We start from the raw sequence: 25,350 nt of genomic DNA, 5'->3' as shown, positions 1-25,350 counted from the left end.
AAGGCGCGCTTCGGCGCGCTTTTATCATAAGCAGGCGTGAGGGGGCACCATGAGTTCACAAGTATATACATTGGAAATGAAAAAAATTAGCAAACAGTTTGCTGGTGTAGATGCGCTGAGAGCCGTGGATTTTACGGTGCAGGGTGGCGAGATTCACGCTCTGCTGGGCGCCAACGGGGCAGGGAAAAGTACATTGATGAAGATTCTGTCCGGTGCGTATCATTCCGATCAGGGAGCTATCGTAGTTGGTGGCAAGGAACTGAACATTAGTTCACCGTGGGAGGCCAAAAGAGCGGGAATTCACTGTGTGTATCAGGAGGTCGATTCAGCGCTTGTACCACAGTTAACTGTTGCTGAAAATATTGTAATGGACGATTTGTCAGCCCCTGATGGTCGATGGTGGACTGCACCGGTTTCTATGCGCAGACGAGCGCGTGAGGCATTAGCACGTCTGGAGGTAGATATTGACGTGCGACGATATGTGTCTGAATTGACGTTGGCAGAAAAACAGCTTGTACTTATATCACGCATTCTGACACAGCAAGCCAATGCCATCATTTTTGACGAGCCTACGGCGCCGCTCAGCGAAGAAGAAACGCGACGTTTGTTCCGCACAATCCATACACTCAAGGATGAGGGAGTTGCATGTATCCTCATCACACACCGATTGCCGGAGGTTATCGAACACAGTGACCGTGTTACGGTGATGCGTGATGGTGAGCGCGTGTTCACGGGACCTGCGTCTGATTTAAGTGTAGGTGACATCGTTACGCATATGCTTGGGAAAACATTTGAGGAGGAATTCCCAAAAACAGAGGTACCGATTGGTGAAACGGTATTGGAAGCGAAAGGGCTTCACAAAGGATTACGAGTGCACGGCATTGATGTACAGGTCCGATGTGGTGAGATTCTCTCTATTGTGGGTTTGGTTGGTGCAGGCAAGACAGAGCTGTCACGACTTCTTACAGGAGCAGACAAGCCGGATAAGGGAGAGCTGACCTTTAAAGGTCGCTCCATTCGATTGAGGGAACCAGCGGATGCGGTAGCTCAAGGAATTGTGTCCATACCCGAGGAGCGACGTAAGCAGGGGGTGCTAATTGAGGAGAGTGTGGAAAGAAACCTTAGTCTTCCGCTTTTGGGCAAACTGAGTGTCCTTGGTTTCATCAGTCGACGTAAAGAACGAAATAACGGTAATGGGATTGTCGCCTCTCTCGGTATTAAGACACCATCGCTCCGTCAGAATGTTAAATATTTAAGTGGCGGGAATCAGCAAAAAGTTGCTATTGGGAAATGGCTGCATTCCGGAGCGGATGTATTTGTTTTTGACGAGCCAACCAAGGGTGTAGATATAGGGGCAAAAAGTGATATTTTCCGTATCATTGGTGAGTTGGCGGAGCAAGGAAAAGCGATCATTTATCTAACCTGTGAATTTGCTGAAGGGATTGGCATTGGTGATCGGATTGCAGTGATGTATGATGGCAAAATTATAAAGGAATTTGCTCGGGGCGAAGTGGAACAGGAACAGCTTCTGTTGTATGCCAGCGGGGGTGAAGAGGTGCATTCATGAAGGAAAAATGGTTAAACGTCTCATTTCGTTACGGTGCCGTAGTTGTCATTATAGGTGTGTTGGCGTTTTTTTCATCTACATTACCTTATTTCTGGACTTATGATAATTTAATGGACATTCTTGGCTCGATTGCCATTGTGACTTTCGTTGCCATTGGTGTGACATTGTCACTTATCGTGGACGGTTTTGACCTGTCGGTGGGAGCTACAGTATCTTTGACAACGGTCGTTTCCGCTTCTTTAATGGTCTGGTATGAGCAGCCTGTTGCGGTGGTCATTATTGTGTCTCTGATTGTCGGCGCTTTGGTAGGACTGTTGAATTCATTATTGATCATTAAACTGCGTATTCCTGATTTGCTCGCAACCCTTGCAATCATGTATATTGTAAGCGGGATTCACAAAACGTACGCACAGGGCTATACCATATATAATCATATGCAGTTTCCCGATGGTAGCAAGGCGCCGGGGGAGATATCTCCTGCATTTCTTTTGCTGGGGCAAGGTAAATGGTTGGGTATCCCGATTTCGGTTATTTTACTGTTGCTGGCTGTGGCGGCAGTGCATGTTTTCTTGACCTATACAAAGCATGGGCGTCAAATGTATGTAACGGGTGGAAATAAGGAAGCTGCTCGTCTGTCGGGTATACGGGTAAAAAAAGTCCGTACTCTGGCCTATGTTGCTTCAGGTGTATTTGCGTCGATTGCCGGTATTTTGTATGCCTCGCGCGTAGGCTCAGGCCAAATTGACGCGGGTTCCCCCTTGCTCATGGAAGCGGTAGCTGCAGTATTCGTCGGTTTTTCGGTCTTTGGTGCTGGTAAACCCAATGTCATTGGTACATTTATTGGTGCAGTTTTGATCGGTGTGTTGGTTAATGGACTAACGATGATGAATGTGCAATATTTCGCCCATGATATTGTCAAAGGAGTAGTGCTGGTACTTGCGCTGGCCGTTACTTTTTATGTGTTAAACCGTCGTCGTACTTGAAATTGTCTGTGGACTGTATTACTATAAACCTTGTTCCACGCAAGCAGGGTGCCATAAAACGCCAGTTTCGGCCTATATTGCGGAGGTTAGGTATATTCTATGTATATTTAACGACGAAACGGAAACAGATGATAACATTATGGAAGGCAGTACGCCGCCCGGGTTATTTTATACAGGCGACCTCATATCGGTCATTAACACCGATAACCTAAATGCTGGACTACACTTGAATTGGGAGGTGAATATGTTGAATAAAACGGATTTGATCAATCAGGTTTCTGAAAGCACTGAATTGTCCAAGAAGGACGTAACCAAAGCAATCGATGCAGTATTTGAGGCGATCTCTGGAGCGTTGCAAAGCGGAGATAAAGTGCAACTGGTAGGTTTCGGGAACTTTGAGGTTCGTGAACGTTCCGCACGTAAAGGACGTAACCCGCAAACAGGAGAAGAAATCGAAATCCCTGCGAGCAAAATTCCGGCATTTAAACCGGGTAAAGCGCTTAAAGACGGAATTAAATAAGATTTCTTACATATTCCCAATGCGCTGAAAAGACCGTGAATTTGATTCACGGCCTTTTCTTTTTGTCCTGTTTACTTCGTGGTAGGGGTGCTATGGACTGGAGAAGAGGAAGCTGCCCTGCCGTTTCGCGAGGCATAAGCGATCAGCACTAGGGGTTCACCTGTTAGCTCGGCAAATTCATGCTCCAGCTGTTGAAGCCGTTCGATTTGGGCAGGACTGAGATTGGCGGGAAGGTAGTTTTTCATCAGATCCGTTCCTTTCTTTAATAGATGGGACTGCACGGATAGTATGGCTCGGGACATGCTAATTGTTGCAGGAGCACGGGAAGCATGTAGTTGACAAAACAAGCTTGAATCTCCATCATAAAAAGTATAGCTTCGGCTCTCAGGGAGGAAAAGGATATGGAAGATAACGTGACGGGTAGCAGTGAGTACGTCGTAATTAAAGCGAAAAGCAACGGATGTCAGGTATTTGGTTTGACCAGAGGCCAGGATACACGCTTGCATCATTCAGAAAAATTGGACAAGGGCGAGGTACTGATTGTCCAATTTACGGATCATACTTCTGCTATTAAAATTCGCGGCAAAGCCGTTGTGATGACCAAGCACGGGGTAGTAGATACGGAGGATTAAAATGCAGGCATAGCCTGCTTTTTTTTGTTGTAGAATGAGAGTGAGGACCTTTACCGTAGCAAACCCACATTATGAGGTAGAGGTCAGGGGAGGCTCTGATGAAACCTTGGATTGTATTCGGTGGCTCCATTCTCATAACCATCGCAGCAGCTGTGTTGCTGCCGTCTTTACAAGTGCTGGACTCAGGAACCGCAGCAGTTCGTGAGACACAGGCGACGATTTCGCCTCAGCAACGGGTGCTGCTGTCAGATGACAATCTGGTGGATACGCTGAATGAGCTACCGTTGACTACACCGATTGCAAGCGCAAGCTGGGAACATTCAGTCCTGACCCTGGATGTCAAACTGTCCAAGGAAGAAACTGCCCCGCTAGAGATTTATCAAAACATGGCGGAGATTGCCGCTTTTAGCTTTTACGGAACGACGAATGTGCGGCAATTGCTGCTTCGGGTGGTGACGCAGGACGAATGGTCAGGAGAACGTCATTTGCTGCTTGCATCCGATATACGCCGGAACGAGTGGACGAACGAGGCATTGGAACAGCTGAGAAGCCGGGAAGGCGCGGAATTGCCAGAGGATTTGAAATCCCGTTTCCGCATTACAGTAACGCCCATGTGGCAAAACAGGTTTAACGGTGTATATACAGATTAGATGTTTCTGCCGGTGGACCTACAGTACTTTAGTCGCGAATCATTTTAAATTGTGATATAATATAAGGCATTGCAATTATTTGAGTATAGCAGAAAGTCATGTCTCGGAGGCTTAGGATGAAACCGTATCGCGTACCCCAATTAGCAAGGAAATATGTGGAATACGACATGATTCAACAACATACGGAAATGCCGGCTTTTCCTGACAGCCGTACCCGTTTGATGTTTGTGTTTTTGAACCGGAATGCGCAGGAGCTGCATGCCAGTGAGGACGAACTGTACGCATTGGTAACCTCACTTGTGCAGATGGGGCTGGATACGCATGATATGATTGATACTTTATCCGGTATACGGAGCCCGGAGGAGATGCGTTCCAGACAGCTGAAAGTGTTAGCTGGGGACTATTTTAGCAGTCGTTTTTATCAGCTGCTTGCACTGGCAGGCCGCATTACGGCCATTTCGAAGCTGAGTGATGCTGTATGTGAAGTGAACGCAGGGAAAATGAGTCTGTACTGGGGAATGAAGCAATTCCGCCTGGATGCAACTCAGTATTTAACTCAGATGGTTCGTTTCAAAAAGGAGCTTTTTTTATCATTCACTTCACTTGTAGCAGAACAGGATCAGGAAATTTGGAAGCAGCTTCTCAACAAATTTGCCCTCTGTGATACCTTGATGGAGGAATGGGGTAAGCGGACAGAACCGGACAAGTCCCGTTTCGGATATATGTTCTGGCATATTTATGGTAACGGGGACCGGAACGAGCAAGCGTTGCTTTCAGAGAGTGGTACTGACACTGAAGCATGGCGTAAGCTTGTTCTGAAATACAAAGCCGAGGATGCGATACTGGACAAGCTTCGCACGGCAGTTACACACATCCGGCAGATCCTGTCAGATGATCAAAATACAGGGATCGAGGAATTTGAACGCATGCTTGAGCCTTTCCTAAAGCTGCTAAATAGTCCGCACCCAGTTGTGAGGGAAGGTTAGGTGAACGTGATGGGATCAAGCGACACCAAGCCGAAAGAGCAATTCGTTCATGGCGTGTTTGAAAGCATAGCAGGTAAATACGATTTGATGAACGATATACTGAGCTTTCGCAGACATAAGGCTTGGCGGAAATTTACAATGAAAAAAATGAACATGCGTCGCGGCGATACGGCAATTGATCTTTGCTGTGGTACATGTGACTGGACGCTTGCGATGGCGCGAGCAAGTGAAAGTGGTCACATCGTAGGACTCGATTTTAGTCAGAACATGCTCAATGTTGGCGAGCGTAAAATTATATCAGAATCCCGGGAAAAGCAAATTAAGCTTGTTCAGGGCAACGCGATGGAACTGCCTTATGAAGATAATTCATTTGATTATGCAACGATTGGTTTCGGTCTGCGTAACGTACCTGATCTGCGCCACGTGTTACAGGAGATGCAACGAGTCGTCAAACCTGGCGGGCAGGTCGTATGTCTAGAATTGTCCAAACCTACTTGGCAGCCGTTCAAGGGAATTTACTACACATATTTTCAACACATCTTGCCCATGCTCGGCAAATTGTTCGCCAAACGTTATGAGCAGTATAAATGGCTCCCTGATTCGTTGGCGCTTTTTCCAGGAAGGGATGAGTTGGCTGGCATCTTCCGTGAAGTCGGATTGAAGGATGTTCAGGCTCATTCTCTCACCGGAGGCATTGCGGCATTGCACATTGGAATCAAGGAGAGTCAGCATGTTTAAGAAAATTGCTATTTTTTTGGAAATGATTAAAATTGAACATACGTTATTTGCGCTCCCATTTGCATTCATGGGAGCTGTATTGGGGTCAGTTGTCATGACAGGCAACCTTCCCTCGTGGCCGCAGATCGGCTGGATCCTGCTAGCTATGGTTGGCGCACGCAGCGCTGCTTTTGGCTTCAATCGTATGATCGACCGGGTGATTGATGGGAAAAATCCGCGCACAGCAGGACGCGCTATCCCGGCAGGGTTGCTTAAATCAAGCGAAGTGGTAATTTTCATTATCGTCAGTCTGGTGTTGTTATTCTGGGCATCATTCAAGTTAAGTCCGCTGGCGTTCAAGCTGTTCCCGCTGGCCTTTTTTATGCTCGTTTTTTACTCTTACACCAAGCGTTTCACTTGGCTTTGCCATATTGTACTTGGTCTGACCATTGGTTTGGCGCCACTAGGCGCGTGGGTTGCAGTAACGGGACAAATAGATTTGACCGCTATCGTTCTGTATCTAACGATCGCATTTTGGACGGCTGGATTTGATGTTATTTATGCTTGTCAGGATATAGATTTTGACCAAAACGAAGGAGTTTATTCTATTCCTGCCCGTTTTGGTGTAGCAGGTGCATTGAACATCGCTCGGGCATTTCACGTCATTACGGCGATCGGATTTATTGTACTGTTCTTTATTGCAGATTTAAGCTGGTGGTATCTGGCGGGCATGATTATTTCGTACATTATTTTATTTTATGAGCACTATATCGTATCTCCAAAAGATTTGAGTCGTTTGCAGACGGCATTCTTTACTATGAACGGTGTACTTAGCACTGTCGTATTTGCCTTTACACTGATTGATTTGGTGGTGCGTTAATACTAATGAATAATCAGGTGAGCGAACATCAAGGCAAACGAATCGTTATTGGCATTACAGGCGCGAGCGGAAGCATTTATGGTGTGCGACTGGTAGAGACTCTGCTGGACTTGCAATACACAGTTCACCTGATCGTGTCTAATGCTGGCTGGCGGGTGTTGAAAGAGGAGTTGGGCTGGAATGTAACTGACCGGGAAGGGGCTTTGAATGAACAATTCGGAGGCCGTCCCGGTTCTCTTGTATACCATCCGTTCACAGATATTGGAGCTTCGATTGCGAGCGGCTCTTATTTGGTGGATGCGATGATTATCATGCCATGCTCGATGGGGACGTTGTCAGCAGTAGCACACGGTTCGTCCGACAATCTCATGGCGAGGGCAGCGGACGTGATGATGAAGGAAGGTCGTCCGCTGATCCTTGTACCTCGTGAGACGCCTCTACATGCCATTCATTTGGAAAACATGCTTAAGCTTGCGAGACTTGGCGTCAAAATGATTCCGGCCATGCCGGCTTTTTACTTTCATCCGAAGACGCTGGATGATATTGTGCTGTTCCTCGTAGGCAAAGTATTGGACAGCTTGCGTATAGAACATCAACTGTTTACGAGATGGGGGGATTCCGATGCCGACACCGGACACCAAGACAATCACAATCGGAAAAATTAAATATACAAATGCTTGGCCTATTTTTCATTATTTTAATCCTTCTGAGCTTCTCCATTCGGCGGAGATGGTTTCTAAAGTTCCGGCTGAATTGAATCAAGGTATGTTGAATGGGAGTTTGGATATCAGTGCGATGTCCTCCTTTGCGTATGCATCCGGTGCTGAGGAAATGCTACTGTTGCCGGATTTATCCGTCAGTGCAGATGGTCCTGTGCAATCCATTTTACTATTTTCACGCAAGCCGCTGGACGAAATCAAAAACGGAACCATTGCACTAACAAATACCTCTGCTACATCCGTGAATTTGTTGAAAATTTTGATGCAAAAGGCATGGGAAGGTCAGCCTTCCTATTTTGACTGTGAACCGGATCTTGACTTGATGCTGGAACAGGCAGATGCGGGGCTACTGATTGGAGATCACGCGATTAAGGCATCTTGGCGAAACGAAGGTCTGTATGTTACGGACCTCGGAGAAGAGTGGAAGCGCTGGACGGGCTACAGTATGACTTTTGCTGTATGGGCAGTACGACGTGCTGTTGCTGCTCAAAATCCCGCAGCGGTGGCTGAAACTGCGAGTGCGTTCCGCGCAAGCAAGCAGCGTAGTCTGTCGGACTTGACGTCTGTTATTTCTGAAGCATGCGAGGAAATTGGAGGTCTGCGAGATTATTGGGAGCGCTACTTTACTAATCTGTGTTATGATTTTGGAGAGAAGCAACAACAAGGTTTAGAGCTTTACTTTCAGTATGCGCATGAACTGGGGCTGCTTGACCGACGAGTAAAGCCGCTTCTCTGGAGTGACAATACGCTGACACGGGTGAAAGAATGAAACGATTGGATTTGTTCGGTTTATTAAAGAAGGATATGAACTTTATAGAAGAAGAGTTGTACCGCAGTATCGATAGTACGGAGCCGTTGATTAATGATACGTCGCTTCATCTGCTTAAAGCAGGGGGCAAGCGTTTGCGTCCCGTATTTGTATTGCTGGGAGGCAAGTTTGGAGAATATGATCTGGACAAGCTCAAGCGTATAGCGGTACCTCTGGAACTGATTCATTCTGCCTCTCTCGTTCACGACGATGTGATTGACGATGCGGAAATGAGACGCGGTCAACCCACCGTGAAGTCCAAATGGGACAATCGGGTGGCTATGTACACCGGAGACTACATATATGCACGTGCGCTGTCTATTGCTGCTGGATTGCCGAATCCCGACATTCACCGGGTACTGTCTAAAGCGCTGGTGCAGATGTCCATTGGTGAAATGGAACAAATTCGTGATTTTTTTAATGTGGATCAGAGTGTGCGTAATTATTTGCTTCGCATACGGCGCAAAACGGCTTTATTAATTGCGGTTAGTTGCCAGCTGGGAGCTATGGCTGCAGAGGCACAGGAAAGTGTCAATTCCCTGCTGTACAGCTACGGCTATAACGTAGGTATGGCTTTTCAAATTCAGGATGATCTGCTTGATCTGTGCGGAACAGAAAAAAAGATCGGAAAGCCGCCGGGCAGCGATATGAGACAGGGGAATATTACGCTTCCGGTGATTTATGCGCTCGAACAGCCTGAGTTGCGTGCAGATCTACTGGCTGAAATCCGCCGCATTCAGGATGGAGATGGGCTAGGAGACGCACGCAAAGCGGTGGATATAATCAAAAAAAGTGAAGGAATCGCTAAAGCTGAAATTCTCGCCGACCGATATATTAATAAAGCGCTAAACGCGCTGGACTTACTACCAGATGTCAAAACAAAAAAGACGCTACGCGATATTGCTCATTTTGTAACACGCCGCTCCTACTAAAGTTGTGTTTTGGGTTTGCTGTGACAAAATGCTTTAACCAGTTCCAAGCTTTCTGTTACAATACAGTTTAGTACTGTATAAATACATTAGATTGGATTGGGAGTGAGCCGATGGATCGTACTTTTTTGATGGTTAAACCGGATGGTGTACAACGTGGATTGATTGGACGTATCATTAGTCGTCTGGAAGACAAAGGCTTTAAAATGGCGGCTGGCAAGCTTGTACAAGTATCAAGAGAACAGGCAGAACGGCATTATGCGGAGCATGTGGGCAAGCCTTTTTTTGAAGAGCTTGTAGGTTTTATCACATCAGGCCCTGTGTTTGCTATGGTATGGGAAGGGGATAACATCGTTACGCTTTCCCGCTTGTTGATTGGTAAAACACAAGTAACCGAAGCTCTTCCGGGCACAATTCGTGGAGACTTTGCAGCACATACACCGTTTAACCTCATTCATGGTTCAGATTCACCGGAGAGCGCAGAGCGCGAGATTGCAAATTTTTTCATGCCGGAAGAATCCGTTCGGTATGAAAAAAGTGTGGCGACCTGGGTGTAAGTTTAATTACGTATGAAGAAGGATGGTAGCATGACGGATATGGAACTGGGTCAGACGGACCCCGATTACACAGCGTTTATCCGCAAAATCAAGGACAGCACAGGTATTGATCTTGCACAATACAAAGAAGCACAGATGAAAAGGCGGTTAACTACGCTTCGCAACAAAAACGGGTTTCCCAGTTTTGTTTCTTTTTATGATGCCATGATGAAGGAAAAACCTCTATTCTATGAATTTCTGGATCGGATGACGATCAATGTTTCGGAATTTTGGCGTAATCCCAATCGGTGGGAAGTGCTGCGAGATACAATCTTGCCACAACTGCTTGTGGGGAAGCAGAAGCTTAAGCTGTGGAGTGCGGCCTGCTCGACTGGTGAAGAGCCTTATAGCTTGGCTATGGTTCTCGACGGTAAAGGGATTTTGGGGAATTGCTCCATTACGGCTTCCGACATTGATGATGGTGCATTGGCAAAAGCCAAGGAAGGCAAATATTTGGAGCGTTCGCTCAAGGATGTGCCTGAGCAGGTAGCTAGCAAATATTTTAAGCCGGATGGTGCGATGTATCGAATTGATGACCGTTTGAAACAAGCCGTGAAATTTCAAAAGCAAAACTTGCTGCTGGATCGGTTTGAGGATGGCTATGATCTCATTATCTGTCGAAATGTAATGATTTATTTTACAGAAGAGGCCAAACATACGTTGTATCAAAAGTTTGCAGCCAGTCTTCGTCCCGGCGGAGTATTGTTTGTCGGTAGCACAGAGCAAATCTTTTCTCCTAACCAATATGGTCTGGAATCGACGGAAACCTTTTTTTATCGCAAAAAAGCATAAGCCTGCATACATCATCCAAAGTTTTATAGGGACTTATTTATATCTTTGAGTAATTGATGGTTGGCTTATTAGCAAAGCACGTCCTTTAGCCCCTTTGGCTAAGAGGCGTGTTTTTGTTTATCTGCATACACGTGGCTTTTCTTGTCAAAGAAAGGTGCGTATACTATAATGAAGCACAGTTAAAGATTTTAGCGATGCACAGTTTAACAGTTTAAAGGGGGAACGCGTCATGAGTTTACGTTATTTAACCGCGGGGGAAACGCATGGTCCCCAGCTAACTGCCATTGTAGAGGGTATGCCGAGCAATTTAAAATTGGATTTTGAGGAATTGAATTTTCAGCTGCACCGTCGTCAGAAAGGATATGGACGGGGTCGGCGTATGCAGATTGAAAAAGATACGGCGAAGATTGCTGGAGGCGTACGTCACGGATACACCACGGGTGCACCGATTGCGCTGGTTGTGGAAAATAACGATTGGAAGCACTGGCAGAACATTATGAATATTGAGCCTATTGAAGGCAGTGATGAAGAAAAGCGTCGGGTTCACCGGCCACGTCCGGGTCATGCGGATTTGAATGGCGGAATGAAATACAACCTGAAGGATCTTCGTAACGTGCTGGAGCGCTCCAGCGCACGTGAAACAGCAATTCGTGTGGCATGCGGCGGTTTGGCTCGTCAATTGCTGGCTGAGTTCGGAATCAAGGTGGCAGGTCAGGTCATCCGTATTGGGGAAATCGAAGCTCCTTACCGCGATTTGCCGATTGATGAGCTGATTGCGGTGACAGAAGCTTCCTCGGTGAGAGTAACCGATCCAGAAACCGAAAAGAAAATGGAAGCATATATTGATTTGATCAAGCAAGAAGGTGATTCAGTCGGTGGGGTAGTGGAATGTATTGTAGAAGGTGTTCCGATTGGTCTGGGCAGTCATGTACAGTATGATCGGAAGCTGGATGCACGTATCGCACAAGGCGTCATGTCGATTAATGCATTTAAAGGCGTGGAAATCGGCATCGGTTTTGAAGCAGGAGAGTTGCGCGGTTCACAGGTGCATGACGAGATTCTATATGATGAGGAACGTGGATATCACCGTCGTACCAATCGTTTGGGTGGTTTTGAGGGGGGCATGACGAATGGAATGCCAGTTGTGGTTCGTGGCGTAATGAAGCCGATCCCCACACTCTACAAGCCTCTGCAAAGTGTCGACATTGATACGAAGGAGGCGTTCACTGCACAGGTTGAGCGTTCGGATGCATGTGCAGTACCTGCGGCTAGCGTAGTTATGGAGCATGTGGTAGCTTGGGAGATTGCAAAAGCTTTGCTAGAAAAATTCGGCGGGGATTCGATTGAAGAGATTCGTGCGAATATTGCATCCTACGAAGAACAATTGGGGCGGTACTAAAATGAGTACGCTGACGGTACAGCTTGGCGAACGTTCTTATCCTATTCATATTGGACGAGGACTGCTATATCGAGCGGGAGAGTTGTTGAAGGAACGAGGAATTGCGCAAAAAAGCCCGTTGTTGATTGTTTCTGACGAAAATGTAGCGGGATTCTACTTGGCAACATTGGAGAGCAATCTTCAGGCATCTGGCTACAAGACAGTGTCCTTTGTCGTTAAGCCAGGTGAAACCTCCAAGTCGCTTGCTGTATTTGAGCAGGTCATAACAGCAGCCATTGAGGGCGGCTTGGATCGCAATTCAGCCGTTATTGCACTTGGGGGTGGTGTCGTGGGTGATTTGGCTGGATTTGTGGCAGCTTCTTATATGAGAGGTGTCAAGTTTGTACAGATCCCCACTACGATTCTGGCCCATGACAGTAGCGTGGGCGGTAAGGTCGGCATCAACCATCTTTTGGCGAAGAATATGATAGGAGCTTTCCATCAACCGGAACTTGTATTGTATGACGTAGATACGTTGTCTACACTGCCTCCTCGTGAGGTATCTGCGGGGCTTGCTGAAATGATCAAGCACGGCTTGATCTGGGATGCTAATTTCGCCCAGTGGTGCCGTGACCATGCGACTGATTTGCTTGCACTGGATGCGACAGCTCTGGAGTACGGTCTGGAAAAGGGATGTTCCATTAAAGCCGAAGTGGTGTCACGCGATGAACGAGAACATGATTTGCGCGCTATTTTAAACCTAGGTCATACGATTGGTCATGCGATTGAAGCTATTGCGGGATATGGTGAGTTTTTACACGGGGAAGCCATTTCGATTGGAATGGTCGGCTCCGCACTTTTGGGCGTGAAGCTGGGGGCAGATCCTTCTTTGGTAGATGCAACGAAGGATATGTTGTCTTCACTACGGCTACCGACCTCCCTTCCGTCACATCTCGATACAGATCGGCTACTGGACGCGATGATGCATGACAAAAAGTTCAAAGAAGGCAGCATTACTTTTGTCGTCCCACGTAGCATCGGGCACGTGGAGGTTGTGAAGGATATTTCCGTCTCTTACATCCGAAGAGTTATTGAACAGTTAAAAGAGGGGGTGTAACGATGTACAATCGTGGAATTCGTGGCGCGACGACCGTAGCGAATAATGAAGAAAATGAAATTTTGGAAGCAACAAGCCAACTACTGGAGGAAATTGTATCCTACAATGAAATTCAGCCAGAGGATATTAGTAACGTATGGATTACGGTGACTCATGATCTGGATACTGCCTTTCCAGCCAAGGCCATTCGTCAGCTTGATGGCTGGGATATGGTTCCGCTCATGTGTGCATTAGAAGTTCCTGTGGCAGGTAGTTTGCCCAAGTGCATCCGTCTGATGGTACAGGTGAACACTGATAAATCCCAGCGGGAAATTAAACATGTATATTTGAACGGAGCGCAGGCCTTAAGACCGGATCTAGCTTCCCAAGGGAAATAAGTGCCTGTTTTTTAAGTTGATGGTTGCCAAAGTAACATCCCATGAGATATAGTGTGTGTAGCAGAGTTAAGTAGAGTAGAGTTAGCCAGAGACAGAGTTGAGATGAGAAGAGTGCAGCCTTAGCCAATTCCATATGAGATTACAGAGATCGGCGGTAGCGGGTAAGCTTTTGTCTATGAAGAGATATTCTTCTACAGAGAAGCTTATTTGAGGCAACCTGCGCGGTTAAACCAAAGGGATGAGTGTATACTTATCAATTTGCTGTAGTCATTTTACATATGGAGCATTCTTATAATTTCAATAACTGACAGCCTCTACCTTACCGGTAGAGGCTTTTTTACGATTATAGAATTTATAAAATTTTCAGCGGAGCTGAACAATTCTATAATCGCAAGAAAAACTTCCGCTACACGCGGTCTGGCCTCCGTGAAGGTACGTCGATAGACGTTTTTCTTATATTCTCTCCTTTGGTTCTGCGCCAATTTGGAAAGGAAGTGATCTCATGTTAACGCCGCATGTGGAGCAAGTGATAACGATGGCGAGTGAATTTAACCTGATTCCTGTATACAAAAAAGTGCTGGCTGATATGGAGACGCCGATTCGGATTTTCCGTCGGTATGCCGAGCGGGACCGTGCCTTTCTGCTAGAGAGTGTAGAGGGAGGCGAGCAGTGGGCGCGACATTCGTTCATCGGTACAGACCCGTTTCTAATGGTCTCGGGTAAAAAGGGACGTTTGATATTGGAACAACACGGTAAACGGCAAATATTAAACGACAAGCCGATTGAAGCGCTCAAAGCATTGCTACGTAAATACCGCAGTCCGAAACTGAAAGAAATGCCTCCATTTACAGGCGGGGCTATCGGATTTTTTGGATATGACCTGCTTCAATACTATGAAAAGCTGCCAGAGCACTCGGTAGATGATTTGAATATGGATGATATTCGTTTTATGTTCTGCGATCAAGTCATTGTCTTTGATCATGTGAAACAGCAAATTTTGCTGGTTGGCAATGTTCATGTAGGCGAAGGGTTCCGCGATGAGGACATTCGAGCTGCTTATGCTGATGTGGAACGCAAGTTGGAGGAAACGGCACAGTATCTGCGCAAGCAGCCTCAGCCTGAGCGATTAGGATCGGCCTCCATTCCAGATGATGTGGAACTGGGTGAGATTCAATCCAATGTGACGAAGGAACAGTTTATATCAAACGTAGAGCAGGCGAAGGAGTATATCCGCTCCGGTGATATTTTTCAGGTTGTACTATCCCAGCGTTTTCACATTGATACAGAGGCCTCTCCTTTACAGGTATACCGCGTGCTGCGCACGATGAACCCGTCGCCATATATGTATTATTTGAAAATGGATGACGAGATCATCGTAGGCACTTCGCCTGAGGCACTCGTCAAGGTGGAAAACGGCCGGGTAGAAACCCGTCCTATTGCAGGAACGAGACCGCGTGGGGTAACGGAGACAGAAGATGTGGCACTTGCTGAAGAACTGTTAAACGATGAAAAAGAGCGTGCAGAACATCTGATGCTGGTCGATTTGGGAAGGAATGATTTGGGCCGTGTATCACAGTTTGGCACAGTCAAATGCGATACGTTTATGGAGATTGAACGCTATTCCCATGTCATGCACATTGTTTCCAATGTGTCGGGTGAGCTACGTGAGGACAAAGATTTCTTCGATGCCTTCCTGTCTTGTCTGCCAGCCGGTACCGTATCAGGGGCACCAAAGCTGCGGGCCATGGAGATTATTGCTGAGTTGGAGCGGGAAGCACGTGGACCCTATGCAGGGGCGATTGGATATTTGGGCTTCTCGGGCAATATGGACGCTTGCATTACGATTCGCACAATTGTGTTTAAAAAGAACCGGGCTTATGTCCAGGCAGGCGCTGGAATTGTGTGGGACTCAGTTCCGGAAAGCGAGTATCAGGAGACGGTGAACAAAGCAAAGGCATTGCTGAAGGCAATCCGCACGGCAGAAGTGATGTTCCCGGCAACGACACAGCCCTATAACAGCGTCATCAACCAGGATTATTTGTACACTCCGTAACACGCAAAAATCTGATTTTGAGGAGGAGACGACAATGGAACGACATGACATGATGCAAGTGGGGTTAAGCCGGATCATGGAGGGACAGCATCTTTCGCGTACGGAGGCCCGGAGCGTAATGGAACAGATTATGAGTGGAAGTGCTACACAGGCGCAAATTGGCGGGCTGCTGACGGCTCTTCGCCTCAAAGGGGAAACGGTAGATGAAATCACTGGTTTTGCCGAGGCTATGCGTAGCTACGCTAGTCCAGTGCAAGCTGAAGAAGGCAGCGGTCGTCTGCTGGACACATGTGGAACCGGAGGTTCGGGTATTCACAAGTTTAATATTTCCACGGTATCTGCGATCATCGCAGCTTCGATGTCTGTACGGGTAGCAAAGCATGGCAATCGTTCTGCAAGTGGCCGTGCCGGGAGCGCTGATGTCCTGGAGGCATTGGGAGTCAATATTCATTTGACGAGTGATCAGGCTAGGTCATGTCTGGACCGAATCGGCATCTGCTTTTTATTCGCACAGCTGTATCATCCGTCTATGAAGCATGCCGCCGCGCCGCGCCGCGAACTGGGTGTGCGGACGGTATTCAATATGCTGGGTCCATTGACGAATCCGGCTGGTGCGGATCGGCAGTTGTTGGGCATTTATGACGCCAGCAAAACGGAAGTCATTGCCGAGGTATTGAACCAGCTCGGCTCCAAACGGGCCATGGTTGTCAGTAGTCTGGATGGACTAGATGAAATTAGCATTTCAGCTGCGACACGAGTATCCGAGCTAAGGGACGGCAAGGTTCACACGTTCGAGCTTCATCCGTCGGATTTGGGCTTGCAGACGCATTCTCTTGATCAGGTACTGGGCGGTGACGCACAGGTTAACGCAGATATCATACGACGAATTTTAAACGGAGAGCATGGAGCTTATCGGGATGTTGTGTTAGCGAATGCAGGAGCGTGCATTTATGTATCAGGCACAGCAGCTACCTTGACGGACGGAGTAGCACGAGCGGCCGAAGCCATTGACTCTGGACGGGCACTTTCCAAGCTGGACCAATTAATACAGGCAACGGGGGAATATCAATATGTATCTTGATAAAATTGTGGTGACGAAGCGACAAGAAGTGGAGCAGCTTAAGGAGCATTTTCAAATAAGTAAAGCTGAACGATTAATTGCTGATTTACCTGCGACGAGAGGATTCGAAAATGCGATCGCGAGCGGACGCAACCGTCCGCTCGGACTGATTGCTGAGGTGAAGAAGGCTTCCCCATCCAAAGGGCTGATTCGACCGGATTTCCATCCGGTGGACATTGCACGTGCATATGAGGGAGCAGGAGCGGATTGCATTTCTGTACTGACAGATGTGACGTATTTTCAGGGAAGTCCTGAATATTTACAGCAGATTCGCGATCAGGTGAAGATTCCGCTGTTGCGAAAGGATTTTATCATTGATGAACGGCAAATATATGAAGCTCGTTTGCTGGGAGCGGATGCGGTGCTGTTGATTGCCGCTATACTGGAACCGCGTGTATTAGGGTCCTTTTTACAAATCGCCAAGAACCTTGGGCTGGACGCATTGGTAGAGGTGCATGACAGTGAGGAGCTTAAAGCGGTGCTGGAGCTGGGGACAGCAACCTTGATTGGCGTAAATAACCGAAATCTGCGAACATTCGAGACTCGTCTCCAGACGACGGAGGAGCTGATCTCACTAATTCCTAAAGGGATTACGTTCATCAGTGAGAGCGGAATTGCTGGACCGGAAGATGTAAAGTATCTGCATTCGGTGGGTGCACACGGCATCCTGGTAGGGGAGCATCTGATGCGCAAGGAAGATGTGGGACAGGCTGTAACCGAATTGATGGACGGGATTAAAGTATGAACAAAACGGGCGTAAAAATTTGTGGACTTCAAAGCGTTGAAGTGCTAAAATCTATGGTAAACTTACCGGTCGATTATATAGGTTTTGTGTTTGCCGACAGCAAGCGCCGGATTGACGGCGTACAGGCTGGAGAGCTGCTTCGCGTATTGGATGAATGGACCTCAGGCAGCAGACCGCGCAGCGTGGGCGTATTTGTGAACCCAGGTGATGCACTGTTAAATGATGTGATGGAGAAAGCACCCTTGGATGTCATACAGCTGCATGGACAGGAGAGTCCAGAGCGCTGTCGGGAAATCAGGGAGTATTTTGGTATACAGGTATTCAAGGCATGGTCTGTGGACAGTCAAGGACAGAGAGAACGCTCGGCGGACGAATTGGCTGCCTATGTCGGAACAATTGATGCTTTACTGCTCGATACATACGATCCCCTGTATGGTGGCGGTTCTGGAAAAACGTTTGCGTGGGATCGAATTCCTGCCTATCAGGCTTGGACCCATCAACATGGAATTCCTTTGTTTGTAGCCGGCGGGCTGACTGCCGATAATGCGGAAAAGCTGGTTCATGAGTATCATCCCGAAGGGCTGGATGTATCCAGCGGTGTAGAGACGAACGGAGTCAAGGACATTGCAAAAATCACAGCATTCGTAGAAAGGGTGAAGCAGGCATGACACAATTACCTGATAACAACGGACGTTTTGGAACATTTGGAGGACGTTTTGTACCGGAAACGTTGATGAACGCACTGATTGAATTGGAGGAATCCTACCGTAAGTACGCGGATGATCCCGAGTTTAAAGCAGAGTTGAACGGGCTCCTAAAGGACTATTCTGGTCGGGAAACCCCGCTTTATCATGCGGAGCGTCTGAGCCAGCATTTGGGCGGGGCTAAAATTTACCTGAAGCGCGAAGATTTAAATCATACCGGTGCTCACAAAATCAATAATGCATTAGCTCAGGGATTGCTGGCGAAGCGTATGGGTAAACAGAAGGTTATTGCTGAAACAGGCGCAGGACAGCATGGTGTCGCGACAGCAACTGTGGCTGCGTTGCTCGGATTGGAATGCAAGGTGTTTATGGGCGAAGAGGATACTGTGCGCCAGCAGTTGAACGTCTTTCGGATGCAGCTTTTGGGTGCAGAGGTCATTCCAGTGACATCGGGTACACGTACACTTAAGGATGCTGGTAATGAAGCCTTGCGTTACTGGGTCAGCCATGTCCATGATACGTTTTATATTTTGGGTTCGGCTGTCGGCCCGCATCCATATCCAATGATGGTGCGGGACTTCCAACGCGTGATTGGTGATGAAACGCGTCGCCAGATCCTAGAGAAGGAAGGCAGATTGCCGGATGTCATCGTGGCAGCGATCGGTGGCGGAAGCAATGCCATCGGCATGTTTTATCCTTTTATTGAGGATCAGGGTGTCGCTTTGATTGGCGTGGAGGCCGCTGGAAAAGGTGTCGAAACAGAATTCCATGCAGCTACGATGACCAAGGGAACACAAGGGGTCTTCCAAGGCTCTATGAGTTATCTGCTTCAGGATGAGTACGGACAAGTGCAACCTGCGCATTCCATCTCGGCTGGACTGGATTATCCAGGTGTTGGACCGGAGCATTCATACCTGAAAGATATTGAGCGGGCCCAATATGTTCCGATCACGGATCAGGAAGCGCTGGATGCGCTTCAGCTCCTCTGCCGTACCGAAGGAATACTTCCTGCATTAGAGTCGGCACATGCAGTTGCGCAGGTCGTCAAGCTGGCACCTACGTTGACGCCAGATGATATTATCGTTATTTGTTTGTCTGGACGAGGGGATAAAGATGTGGACTCCATTATCAAGTATTTGGGAGGAAATCCGTCATGAATCTAATTGATCAGGCGTTTGATCGCCTTAAAAATGAAGGCAAAACGGCATTAATTCCTTTTCTGACGGTAGGCGACCCGGATGTGGATACGACGATAGAGATCATTCGGCAGTTAGAGTCGGCCGGAGCTGACATATTGGAACTGGGTGTACCCTATTCCGACCCGCTGGCTGATGGTCCTGTAATTCAGCGCGCGTCTGAGCGTGCACTGAAACGGCAAATTTCCATCCGCACGTGCATGGAGACAGCTTCTCTGGCTAGGGCGGCAGGTTCAAACCTGCCTTTTATTCTGTTCACGTATTATAACCCTGTATTACAGATGGGGATGGATGCTTTCTTTGCAGGCTTGCAGGAGCACGGTATCAGCGGTCTTATTATTCCGGACCTTCCGCTTGAGGAAGCGGAGGAGCTGGGAGGACGGGCAGCAGAGGTGGGTGTGCATCTGATTCCTCTGGTGGCTCCAACGTCTGAACAGCGGATCGAGCGAATTGTCCGTCAGGCCCGTGGATTTGTATACTGTGTATCCTCGCTGGGTGTAACTGGGGAAAGAGCTTCCTTTTTTGAAGGTATAGAGAGCTTTATCGCGCAGGTCAAACGGCATACGGATATTCCGGTAGCGGTCGGCTTCGGGATTTCTACTCAAGAACAGGTAGCCCGGTTTTCAAACATTTGTGATGGAGTTGTAGTCGGCAGTGCTATTGTACGTCAGGTAGAGGAGGCCATTCCGCTACTGAATGATTCTGCACGCAGGCAAGAAGGTCTTTTGCAAATTCATAATTTTGTGGCACAATTAAAGCAATAATGGGTGTCAAAATATAAAGTAGTAAATATAGTTCTGATTGGATAGAGGAGGTAGGGGCATGCAACCTAAACCGCATATTGTACATTTGCCAGTATATCAGCCCGGTAAACCGATTGAAGACGTAAAACGTGAGCTGGGACTCGATGAAGTCATCAAGCTCGCCTCGAATGAGAATCCGTATGGTAGCTCTCCTAAAGTATTGCAGGCTATTCAGCAGGAGTTTGCTAACATTAGTGTGTATCCTGATGGAAGTGCGGTAGCTTTGACACAGGCACTAGCTAAACGGACGGGTTTAAAAGAGGAACAGTTTATCTATGGCTGTGGCTCTGACGAAATTATTGCGTTGATTACGCGTGCTTTCCTCCTTCCTGGAGAAGAAAGCATCATGGCCGATCAGACATTTTCCGTGTATAAAAGTAACGTGGAAATTGAGGGAGCGGTTGCAGTTGAGGTGCCTTTGCGTGATGGTGTACATGATTTGGATGCTATGCTGTCCCACATCAATGACCGTACAAAAATTATTTGGATATGTAATCCAAATAACCCGACGGGCACGATTGTACCCGAAGCGGAGCTGATTGCGTTTTTGAACCAAGTACCAAAGCATATCATGGTTGTGCTGGATGAAGCTTACGCCGAGTTTGTGACGGATCGTTCTTATCCCGACGGCATTCGTTTGTTGCCAGTGTATGAAAATCTGGTTGTACTTCGCACCTTCTCCAAAATCTATGGCCTTGCTTCGCTACGCATTGGTTATGGTATGGGAGCTGAGTCAATTATTCGCTTGATAAATCAGGTTCGTGAACCGTTTAATACTTCACGGGTAGCACAGGCTGCGGCTATTGCTGCTTTGGAAGATCAGGAATTTGTTCAAGAATGCCGGGATCGTAATGCAGAGGGCAGAGCTTATTTGCAAAATGAGCTGAAGCGTCTGGGATTGGAGTATTTCCCAGCACATGGTAATTTTATTATGCTGGATGTGCGTCGTCCATCCGGTGAGGTATTCCAGGAGTTGCTTCGTAAAGGTGTGATTATTCGCGCAGGTCATCACAAATATCCGACATATATTAGAGTGTCCGTTGGATCACAACCGCAAAATGAGTTGTTTATTCGTGCGCTGGAACAGGTCCTGGGGGCGGAAGCGGCGAAAGTACGCCTATAATTTCCGCAGATGGGATTTGATAATTGATGAAGATTGCCATTTTCGGCGTGGGACTGATAGGTGGGTCCCTCGCACTTTGTTTTAAAGGGAAGCCGGATATTTCGGTTGTCGGCCATGCCCATCTCCCTGAACTGATGGAACCGATGTTAAGCCGTGGTGTCGTGGACACCGCGACTCTTTCGGTTGAAGAAGCGGCAGAGGATGCCGATTTTATTTTTTTATGCGTACCTGTGGGCTTATTGGAGTATTATCTCGAACTGTTAAGCAGGCTACCGCTTAAAGCGGGTTGTATTATCACTGATGTAGGCAGCACGAAATCGGCAATTGCCAAAAAAGCATCAGAAATTTCTTTGCGCAATGCTTACTTTATCGGTGGTCATCCGATGGCCGGTTCGGAGCGTTCCGGTGTAAAGGCTGCTTCCGCGTTGCTGTTTGAAAATGCATATTATGTGCTTTCCCCGGCAGAGGGTGTGCCTGAGGAAGCATACTGCTCGCTGGAACGTTTATTAAAATATACTAATGCTCATGTTGTGCGTGTCGAACCAGCTATGCACGATGACATTGTCGGTGCGATTAGCCATCTTCCGCACATTATTGCAGCAGCGCTGGTGAATCAGGTGCGAAAGCACAATGATGAAAATCCGTTGTACCGTACATTGGCTGCCGGTGGGTTCCGTGATATTACACGGATAGCCTCTAGTGATCCGGTTGTGTGGCGGGACATCTTACTGAGCAATCGTGAAGTTTTACTAGGTCTGTTGGAAGAATGGAACGGACAGATTGAGCGTTTTACCCATTTACTGAGAATACAAGACGGTGAGGGAATCGCTGACGAGTTTTTAACAGCTGGGCACTTCCGCAGTGAACTGCCAGAGCGTCGTAAAGGAGTCATCGTCTCTACGTTTGATCTGTATATTGATGTACCGGATACCCCAGGGATTATCGGGCGAATTGCTATGGAACTGGGGAATCACAGCATTAATCTGAGCAATATGCAAATCATTGAAAGCCGGGAGGATGTCCCAGGCATCATGCGGCTTTCCTTCCGTCAAGAGCAGGATTGGGAGCGTGCCAAGACACTGCTGGATTCGATGGGCTATAAAGTGGTGGTATAAAGGGTGAAGAAAGTATGAGTGTTCGTTAAAGGAGGGACTGCGCTCCGCGATTCATTTGATCTTACGATCGCTGTTGTCTGCGGATTTTCTGAATATATGTACAAAGGGGAAAATCCCGCAGGCAAAGGCGAGCGCTCCGCTTCTCCAGATTCAAATGAACCTCTACGCTATGGACCGCCTTAAAAGCACCACACTTTCTGGGAGTGAAGTAGTAAGAAAAGATCTAAAGCGGGTGAAGGTTCTCTTCGCTCGCTTTTTTGTTACTTGAAGAGGTAGTGGAGCTACGCGTTATTTTGTAATTACTATCTTTCTATACATACCGTTGAACATTATAGGTGCATCCTCTTTGATCCGCAGTTTTGTTTTTTGGGTTTCAAACAGTTCTTCAAAATTCAACCCTATATCGGTTCCTAACACCTTAATAACGGGCCTTATCGTTTTTTTGAATAATGAGGGCTTTTTTCCTTTAGGAGAAAACTTATCGAAAATAATAATTTCCCCGTCTTTTTTCAAAACTCGCACCATCTCATCGAAGCATTTATTTGCGTTAGGTACTACTGAGAGAATTAAACTTCCTACTACTATATCAAATTGCTCATCCATAAAATTCATTTGTTGAGCATCCATTTCCAAGAATTTTATGGATGTTTTGGCAAATTTATCTTTTGCTTTGTTAAGCATTTCAGGTGAATAATCTATGGCAGTAATATCCAGCCCGTAGTGATTTATTAATTCTAAATCTGCTCCAGTTCCTACACCTACAAAAAGTATTTTTTGCTCGCTATTAAATGACTTTTCTTGAAATATGATCTTTCTAGAATTGAGGAAGCTACCTGAATTGAAAAAGTTATCATAAATTGGAGACCAAATCTTATATACAGCCTTGTTCCACTTATTATTCATTTCCTGCCCCCTATCTATTGAAAAAATTAATTATATAATAATGTGTTTTAATAGGACAACCAAATAATTGGTGAAATATTGATGTATTTTATCAACCCACATATGGGGTAGGTGAGTAAGGTAAAGAGGAGTATTGGAAAACAAAAAAAAGACCACCCGGGTAAAGCCCCGGGTGGTAGCTACTTTTAGTGAAGTAGCTGAGTAGGATAGGAGTGGAGAGAAACCATACTGTACTTTTATTATATGTATACGTTTTCATTTTGTCAATATTTTTTTAAAGCGTTTTCTTTTTTTGTGTAATTATCCTTATTGGTTTATTTGATGGCACGCTTTCAGTAGGTTTGTCATTTAATCTTGAAAAAATTTAAAATCCATTGAAAAGCTGTATAAATGAATTAGTTGCCAGCGTTAGGGAGGCATTGATGGAAATCGTGGGGATTTTGGACTTTTTTACTGGCGGTCATTTTGTGGTACAATGGGTAAGTCCATTTTGGACGTTGAATATTGTTGGGGATAGCACCGTTAATGTTGGCACTACATAGGGTAAGAAAATAACAAATGTTCCATGATGCTGTTTCATCCATTTGCGCAGAGGGCGCAACTTTTTTTGACCTGTTCGGTATATATAAACAGAATCGAACGGGAAAACAGCACATGTATGGGCGAGGAGGGTCTCACTCGGATGATGACAGATTCCCAGATGATTCAGGAAATCAAACAAGGTAATGTTGAGGTTTATTCAGAATTAATGAGGCGTCACCAACGTAAAATTTTAGCTTTTGTTTATCATATGCTGAAAAGTTCGAACCTGGAAATGATTGCTGAGGACTTATGCTCGGAGACGTTTTACAAAGCGTATCGGAGCCTGCACTCTTTTCGCGAGGTAGACGCATCGTTCTCCACTTGGTTATATACAATTGCACGCAATACGGTGCTAAGTGAGCTTCGCAAGCACCGTAGCGGTCAGGTTCCATTGGAGGAGAGCGGTTATGTACCGGTAGCTCCATCGGATGTAATTCCGGAGCAGGCTGTCCTTCGCGGTGAGAAGGTAGAGATGGTTCGTGAAGCGATCAATAGATTGCCTGAGAAGCAGCGATCTGCGCTGATTTTGCGTGAATATGAGCAATTAGATTATCAGGAGATTGCGACTATTTTAGGACAGACCGTCAGTGCGGTGAAGTCGTTGCTTTTCCGGGCAAGAACCAGTGTGAAGACGCAGTTGGAGCCTTATTTTTTTGAGCCTCTCTATGAGGAAAACGAAGGGATGAGCAGCCAATGAAATCCAGGGACACTGAGGATTTGTTCGCTACAGGCAAAAATGTATCGAAACAAGACTCGGAGCGCAGACGGGCCAAAAGCTCGTCTGCTGGGTGGGAACATGGTTCGGAAGAAAAAGAGTGGGATTTGTCAAAAGAAAATCGATCCGCTATTCGTGATATTTCCTTTGAAATAACAGATGATAAGCTAGAGGCCATGAATCGCAGAGTCATGGATCGAATTTATGAAGAATCACCGTGGCTTGTTCCGGGTGAGCATCGACGTGCGCGTGTGAACCCAGCAGCCCGTAAGTATATGTCTGTATGGATCGCTGGCTTCTTGGCCGTATTTTTATGCAGCTTTTTGTTTTTGAACTGGAATGGAAGCTCCTCTAAGGAAAATCCCCCTCAAGCAGCTCCTGTCATGGATACGGGTATTTTACCGACAGGCCTGTTGGAAACTACAAGTACATCTCCACAATATCAATACCACATTAAAGATGTGAATAGTGGCATTATGGACCCGCTGGTTGCTAGCATTGTTCCTACTTATCCGCAATACTGGATGCTGTTGTCTGTATTGGCACTTGCGCTTGCTTTATTTTCTCTGGGCTGGATCCATCGGACGAGAAGGGTCAGAAGTTAGCAGGACAGCTGGACTCCAATATGAATTCATAACAA

General features: G+C 46.8%; 29 protein-coding genes. 27 read left to right on the top strand and 2 right to left on the bottom strand.

Annotated elements, in window-relative coordinates:
- Positions 1 to 49: 49 nt before the first annotated feature.
- The 3 genes from NSS94_RS14320 (at position 50) to NSS94_RS14310 (ending at position 3,070) form a co-directional block, all read left to right on the top strand.
- A complete protein-coding gene (locus NSS94_RS14320) occupies positions 50 to 1,567 on the top strand; it encodes a sugar ABC transporter ATP-binding protein (RefSeq protein WP_341039526.1) in 1,518 nt (505 codons plus the stop codon).
- Positions 1,564 to 2,550 carry an ABC transporter permease gene (locus NSS94_RS14315; RefSeq protein ID WP_069012697.1) on the top strand — a complete coding sequence of 329 codons (987 nt, stop codon included), beginning with the start codon at positions 1,564 to 1,566 and terminating at the stop codon, positions 2,548 to 2,550. The genes NSS94_RS14320 and NSS94_RS14315 overlap by 4 nt, the downstream gene beginning before the upstream one ends.
- A gap of 247 nt (positions 2,551 to 2,797) precedes the next feature.
- Positions 2,798 to 3,070, top strand: coding sequence for an HU family DNA-binding protein (locus NSS94_RS14310; protein ID WP_013310732.1), 273 nt, complete (start codon positions 2,798 to 2,800; stop codon positions 3,068 to 3,070).
- Between the two features lie 71 nt (positions 3,071 to 3,141).
- Here NSS94_RS14310 and NSS94_RS14305 read toward each other — a convergent pair whose 3' ends face one another.
- Positions 3,142 to 3,417 carry a hypothetical protein gene (locus NSS94_RS14305; RefSeq protein WP_069012696.1) on the bottom strand — a complete coding sequence of 92 codons (276 nt, stop codon included), beginning with the start codon at positions 3,415 to 3,417 and terminating at the stop codon, positions 3,142 to 3,144.
- A gap of 54 nt (positions 3,418 to 3,471) precedes the next feature.
- Here NSS94_RS14305 and mtrB point away from each other — a divergent pair, with 54 nt between their 5' ends.
- The 22 genes from mtrB (at position 3,472) to NSS94_RS14195 (ending at position 22,693) form a co-directional block, all read left to right on the top strand.
- Complete coding sequence (mtrB, locus tag NSS94_RS14300) at positions 3,472 to 3,702, top strand: trp RNA-binding attenuation protein MtrB (RefSeq protein WP_013310730.1); 231 nt, start codon at positions 3,472 to 3,474, stop codon at positions 3,700 to 3,702.
- A gap of 98 nt (positions 3,703 to 3,800) precedes the next feature.
- On the top strand, positions 3,801 to 4,352 hold the full coding sequence (locus NSS94_RS14295; RefSeq protein ID WP_029517330.1) for a hypothetical protein: 552 nt from the start codon (positions 3,801 to 3,803) through the stop codon (positions 4,350 to 4,352).
- A gap of 116 nt (positions 4,353 to 4,468) precedes the next feature.
- Complete coding sequence (locus NSS94_RS14290; RefSeq protein ID WP_029517331.1) at positions 4,469 to 5,338, top strand: heptaprenyl diphosphate synthase component 1; 870 nt, start codon at positions 4,469 to 4,471, stop codon at positions 5,336 to 5,338.
- Positions 5,339 to 5,347: 9 nt separating this feature from the next.
- A complete protein-coding gene (locus NSS94_RS14285; protein WP_029517332.1) occupies positions 5,348 to 6,076 on the top strand; it encodes a demethylmenaquinone methyltransferase in 729 nt (242 codons plus the stop codon).
- Positions 6,069 to 6,935 carry a UbiA-like polyprenyltransferase gene (locus NSS94_RS14280; RefSeq protein ID WP_341039524.1) on the top strand — a complete coding sequence of 289 codons (867 nt, stop codon included), beginning with the start codon at positions 6,069 to 6,071 and terminating at the stop codon, positions 6,933 to 6,935. Before NSS94_RS14285 ends, NSS94_RS14280 begins: the two co-directional genes overlap by 8 nt.
- A gap of 5 nt (positions 6,936 to 6,940) precedes the next feature.
- Positions 6,941 to 7,600, top strand: coding sequence for a UbiX family flavin prenyltransferase (locus tag NSS94_RS14275; protein ID WP_029517334.1), 660 nt, complete (start codon positions 6,941 to 6,943; stop codon positions 7,598 to 7,600).
- Positions 7,557 to 8,423, top strand: coding sequence for a menaquinone biosynthetic enzyme MqnA/MqnD family protein (locus tag NSS94_RS14270; protein WP_029517335.1), 867 nt, complete (start codon positions 7,557 to 7,559; stop codon positions 8,421 to 8,423). The genes NSS94_RS14275 and NSS94_RS14270 overlap by 44 nt, the downstream gene beginning before the upstream one ends.
- Positions 8,420 to 9,394 carry a polyprenyl synthetase family protein gene (locus NSS94_RS14265; RefSeq protein WP_029517336.1) on the top strand — a complete coding sequence of 325 codons (975 nt, stop codon included), beginning with the start codon at positions 8,420 to 8,422 and terminating at the stop codon, positions 9,392 to 9,394. Before NSS94_RS14270 ends, NSS94_RS14265 begins: the two co-directional genes overlap by 4 nt.
- A 110-nt stretch (positions 9,395 to 9,504) precedes the next feature.
- A complete protein-coding gene (gene ndk / locus NSS94_RS14260) occupies positions 9,505 to 9,948 on the top strand; it encodes a nucleoside-diphosphate kinase (RefSeq protein WP_029517337.1) in 444 nt (147 codons plus the stop codon).
- A 30-nt stretch (positions 9,949 to 9,978) separates the two neighbouring features.
- Positions 9,979 to 10,779, top strand: coding sequence for a CheR family methyltransferase (locus NSS94_RS14255; RefSeq protein WP_023989169.1), 801 nt, complete (start codon positions 9,979 to 9,981; stop codon positions 10,777 to 10,779).
- 229 nt (positions 10,780 to 11,008) lie between these two features.
- Positions 11,009 to 12,178 (top strand): chorismate synthase, encoded by a 1,170-nt coding sequence (gene aroC, locus NSS94_RS14250; RefSeq protein WP_013310720.1) that lies wholly within the window; start codon positions 11,009 to 11,011, stop codon positions 12,176 to 12,178.
- 1 nt (position 12,179) lies between these two features.
- A complete protein-coding gene (gene aroB / locus NSS94_RS14245; RefSeq protein ID WP_318627154.1) occupies positions 12,180 to 13,274 on the top strand; it encodes a 3-dehydroquinate synthase in 1,095 nt (364 codons plus the stop codon).
- Between the two features lie 2 nt (positions 13,275 to 13,276).
- Positions 13,277 to 13,651, top strand: coding sequence for a chorismate mutase (aroH, locus tag NSS94_RS14240; protein WP_029517339.1), 375 nt, complete (start codon positions 13,277 to 13,279; stop codon positions 13,649 to 13,651).
- 502 nt (positions 13,652 to 14,153) lie between these two features.
- A complete protein-coding gene (gene trpE, locus NSS94_RS14235) occupies positions 14,154 to 15,704 on the top strand; it encodes an anthranilate synthase component I (RefSeq protein WP_029517340.1) in 1,551 nt (516 codons plus the stop codon).
- A gap of 34 nt (positions 15,705 to 15,738) precedes the next feature.
- Positions 15,739 to 16,785 (top strand): anthranilate phosphoribosyltransferase, encoded by a 1,047-nt coding sequence (gene trpD / locus NSS94_RS14230; RefSeq protein WP_069012428.1) that lies wholly within the window; start codon positions 15,739 to 15,741, stop codon positions 16,783 to 16,785.
- Positions 16,775 to 17,569 (top strand): indole-3-glycerol phosphate synthase TrpC, encoded by a 795-nt coding sequence (gene trpC, locus NSS94_RS14225; protein ID WP_029517342.1) that lies wholly within the window; start codon positions 16,775 to 16,777, stop codon positions 17,567 to 17,569. The genes trpD and trpC overlap by 11 nt, the downstream gene beginning before the upstream one ends.
- Positions 17,566 to 18,237 carry a phosphoribosylanthranilate isomerase gene (locus NSS94_RS14220; RefSeq protein ID WP_341039521.1) on the top strand — a complete coding sequence of 224 codons (672 nt, stop codon included), beginning with the start codon at positions 17,566 to 17,568 and terminating at the stop codon, positions 18,235 to 18,237. The genes trpC and NSS94_RS14220 overlap by 4 nt, the downstream gene beginning before the upstream one ends.
- Positions 18,234 to 19,430, top strand: a complete 1,197-nt coding sequence (gene trpB, locus NSS94_RS14215) for a tryptophan synthase subunit beta (RefSeq protein WP_039271089.1) — start codon at positions 18,234 to 18,236, stop codon at positions 19,428 to 19,430. Before NSS94_RS14220 ends, trpB begins: the two co-directional genes overlap by 4 nt.
- Positions 19,427 to 20,233 (top strand): tryptophan synthase subunit alpha, encoded by an 807-nt coding sequence (gene trpA, locus NSS94_RS14210; protein WP_341039519.1) that lies wholly within the window; start codon positions 19,427 to 19,429, stop codon positions 20,231 to 20,233. Before trpB ends, trpA begins: the two co-directional genes overlap by 4 nt.
- 58 nt (positions 20,234 to 20,291) lie before the next feature.
- Complete coding sequence (gene hisC, locus NSS94_RS14205) at positions 20,292 to 21,395, top strand: histidinol-phosphate transaminase (RefSeq protein ID WP_341039518.1); 1,104 nt, start codon at positions 20,292 to 20,294, stop codon at positions 21,393 to 21,395.
- A 26-nt stretch (positions 21,396 to 21,421) separates the two neighbouring features.
- Positions 21,422 to 22,510 (top strand): prephenate dehydrogenase, encoded by a 1,089-nt coding sequence (locus NSS94_RS14200; RefSeq protein WP_069012433.1) that lies wholly within the window; start codon positions 21,422 to 21,424, stop codon positions 22,508 to 22,510.
- A gap of 18 nt (positions 22,511 to 22,528) precedes the next feature.
- Entirely contained in the window at positions 22,529 to 22,693 is a 165-nt protein-coding gene (locus NSS94_RS14195) for a hypothetical protein (protein ID WP_161626999.1), read from the top strand.
- Positions 22,694 to 22,798: 105 nt separating this feature from the next.
- Here NSS94_RS14195 and NSS94_RS14190 read toward each other — a convergent pair whose 3' ends face one another.
- The gene (locus NSS94_RS14190) at positions 22,799 to 23,413 is read right to left on the bottom strand and encodes a class I SAM-dependent methyltransferase (RefSeq protein WP_029517349.1); all 615 of its coding nucleotides are present in this window, start codon (positions 23,411 to 23,413) and stop codon (positions 22,799 to 22,801) included.
- A 682-nt stretch (positions 23,414 to 24,095) separates the two neighbouring features.
- On the opposite strand from NSS94_RS14190, the gene NSS94_RS14185 reads away from it, so the two are divergent.
- Together NSS94_RS14185 and NSS94_RS14180 are read left to right on the top strand one after the other, a co-directional pair.
- A complete protein-coding gene (locus NSS94_RS14185; RefSeq protein WP_013310707.1) occupies positions 24,096 to 24,692 on the top strand; it encodes an RNA polymerase sigma factor in 597 nt (198 codons plus the stop codon).
- Positions 24,689 to 25,315: a hypothetical protein gene (locus NSS94_RS14180; protein ID WP_029517350.1), complete on the top strand. Its 627-nt coding sequence runs from the start codon at positions 24,689 to 24,691 to the stop codon at positions 25,313 to 25,315. The genes NSS94_RS14185 and NSS94_RS14180 overlap by 4 nt, the downstream gene beginning before the upstream one ends.
- The last annotated feature ends 35 nt before the right edge of the window (positions 25,316 to 25,350 follow it).

Origin of the sequence: Paenibacillus sp. FSL L8-0644 (genome assembly GCF_038008165.1) — a bacterium.
GTDB lineage: Bacteria > Bacillota > Bacilli > Paenibacillales > Paenibacillaceae > Paenibacillus > Paenibacillus polymyxa_D.
Note: the sequence above shows the minus strand (reverse complement) of the source record. Positions and strands in the feature narration are given on the sequence as shown.